Genomic DNA, 2214 nt, shown 5'->3' with positions numbered 1-2214 from the left:
GGCCGCGGCCGACCGGACCGGTGCCGGTGCCGGTGCAGGTGCCGGTGTGGCAGCGCCTCACCGCCGACGCGGCACCGCCACCCTGTCCAGGTCGGCCGCCACCGTGAGCTCGCCGTCGAACACCGTGCGGGCCTCGTGCTCGAACTCCGTCGGGTCGGTGTACCGCTGCGAGAAGTGGGTCAGCACGAGGCTACGCACCCCGGCCTCGGCCGCCACGGTCGCGGCCTCCAGGGCGGTCAGGTGCCCGTGGTCGTGCGCGAGGTCACGGTCACGGTCCAGGTAGGTCGACTCGATGACGAGCAGGTCCACGCCGTCGGCCAGGCGCCGCACGGCGTCGCACAGCCGGGTGTCCATCACGAACGCGAACGACTGGCCGGGCCGCGGCTCGCTGACGTCCTCCAGCCGGACCACGCCCCGCGCGGTCCGCAGCGTGCCCTCCTGGGCGAGCCGTCCGACGTCGGGCCCCGAGATGCCCGCGGCGGCCAGGCGCTCCGGGACCATGCGGCGGCCGTCCGGCTCGTCGAGCCGGTACCCGTAGGCCTCCAGCGAGTGGTCCAGCCGCGCCGCGCTGAGCACCGCCGGGCCGTGCATCTCCCCCGGCACGCGACGCACCTCCCCGTCGCGGCTCAGGCCCTGCAGCGCGAGGCGTTCCTGGTGGTAGAACGCGGTGGCGTCGCACAGGTTCTCGACCCAGCGGCGGCCCGACTCCGGGAACACGATCGGGATCGTCTGCGGCACGGCGTCCAGGCTGATGCGCTGCACCACGCCGGCCAGGCCGAGGCTGTGGTCGCCGTGCAGGTGCGTGAGCGCGATGCGGGTCAGCGCCGTCGCGGAGATGCCCGCGTGCAGCATCTGGCGCTGCGACCCCTCGCCCGGGTCGAACAGGATGGCCTCGTCGTCCCAGAACAGCACGTAGCCGTTGTGGTTGCGGGTGCGGGTCGGCACCTGGCTGGCGGTGCCGAGGGCCACGAGCTCACGGCTCGAGACGCGATGGTTGGCCGGACGCTGGAACACGGTCGCATTGTGTCCCGGAGCGCGGCCTGCGGCACGGGAAAAACTCCCGATAAGGCCAAGGTCCTTAACTTTCCAAAGATCACCCGCAGCCGGGCAAGACGTTCAGCGGGTCGCAGCCGTACCTGGCCTGGGCGAGCAGCAGCACGGCGTACCCGAACCCGGCAAGCATGGCCCCACCCACCAGGATGTTCAGCACCGGGTAGGCCCCGCCCTGGATCGCCGGGGTCAGCGCGAGCCCTGCGCCGGCAAGCAGGCAGCCCAGTGCCACAATGGTGATCGGGCTGGTCAGGGCGTCGGAAGTGGACAGCTGCAGCCAGCCGAACCGTTCCCCGACCAGGACCAGCGCGACGTACGGAAGAGCGAACGCGAGCGCCGCGATGGCGCGCCAGTCCATGATCGAAAGCTTTGCCAGCATCCTGACCTCCCCTTGTGCACCGCCCAGGCGGTGGCCAAACACCCACCGTAAGTGTTAATAATCGGGGGGCGGTCCGCTATCTTTGGTAGTGATTTTCACAGAATCCGACATATTCGTACGATCTCCACTTTCAGGACTCTCGCTCAGATGGCACCCTGTGGCGCGTCGTCGCGCCAACGGCGGCACGGCGGTCGAGAAAGGACGCGCATGGCGAGGGACGAACGCGTGGGCAAGCCCGCGTACGCAGCGGTGTCGACCCGGATCACCGGAATCCAGCTTGCCGGGGCACGACTACGAGAGATCGCCGTCGTCCGGATCGACGAGCGGGGCGCGGTGGTCGACGAGTGGTCGGCGGTGCTGCACCCCGACGGCGCGTGGATCGCGCTGGCCGACGTCGCCGCCACCCTCCGCGAGCGCCTGTCGCAGATGGCGATCGTGACCCACAACGGCCGGCTCGGCATCGAGGTCCTGCGCGCGGAGCTGTCCCACCTGGGCTGGGAGCTGCCCACGCTCGCCCAGCTGACGATCATCGACGCGAGCTACCACTACCTGCCCGGCCTGGTGCACCGCCGCCTGTCGGACTGCTGCACCGCGGCGGGCGTGCCGTTCGAGGGCGGTCAGCCGAGCTCCGGCCCGCTCAACGAGGCGCGGGCGGTCGCCGGACTGCTGGCCCGGTTCGTGCAGAGCGCGAACGGCCTGCCGGACCTGCCCGAGCTGCTGCAGGTCACGCTGCGCGCGTGGGTCTACCCGTGGCCCGAGGGCCCCACCCGCACGCCCGGGCCGCC

General features: G+C 71.5%; 3 protein-coding genes. 1 reads left to right on the top strand and 2 read right to left on the bottom strand.

What is annotated here, in order from left to right; all coding sequences use genetic code 11:
* Positions 1-57: 57 nt before the first annotated feature.
* Positions 58-1014 carry a ribonuclease Z gene (locus tag PROKR_RS04090; protein WP_036959739.1) on the bottom strand — a complete coding sequence of 319 codons (957 nt, stop codon included), beginning with the start codon at positions 1012-1014 and terminating at the stop codon, positions 58-60.
* A 79-nt stretch (positions 1015-1093) separates the two neighbouring features.
* Positions 1094-1429, bottom strand: a complete 336-nt coding sequence (locus PROKR_RS04085) for a hypothetical protein (protein ID WP_036959738.1) — start codon at positions 1427-1429, stop codon at positions 1094-1096.
* A gap of 207 nt (positions 1430-1636) precedes the next feature.
* On the opposite strand from PROKR_RS04085, the gene PROKR_RS33850 reads away from it, so the two are divergent.
* Positions 1637-2214, top strand: a 578-nt coding sequence (locus PROKR_RS33850) for a 3'-5' exonuclease (protein ID WP_036959734.1), incomplete at its 3' end; no start/stop codon positions are given.

Source organism: Promicromonospora kroppenstedtii DSM 19349, assembly GCF_000515355.1.
Lineage (GTDB): Bacteria > Actinomycetota > Actinomycetes > Actinomycetales > Cellulomonadaceae > Promicromonospora > Promicromonospora kroppenstedtii.
Note: the sequence above shows the minus strand (reverse complement) of the source record. Positions and strands in the feature narration are given on the sequence as shown.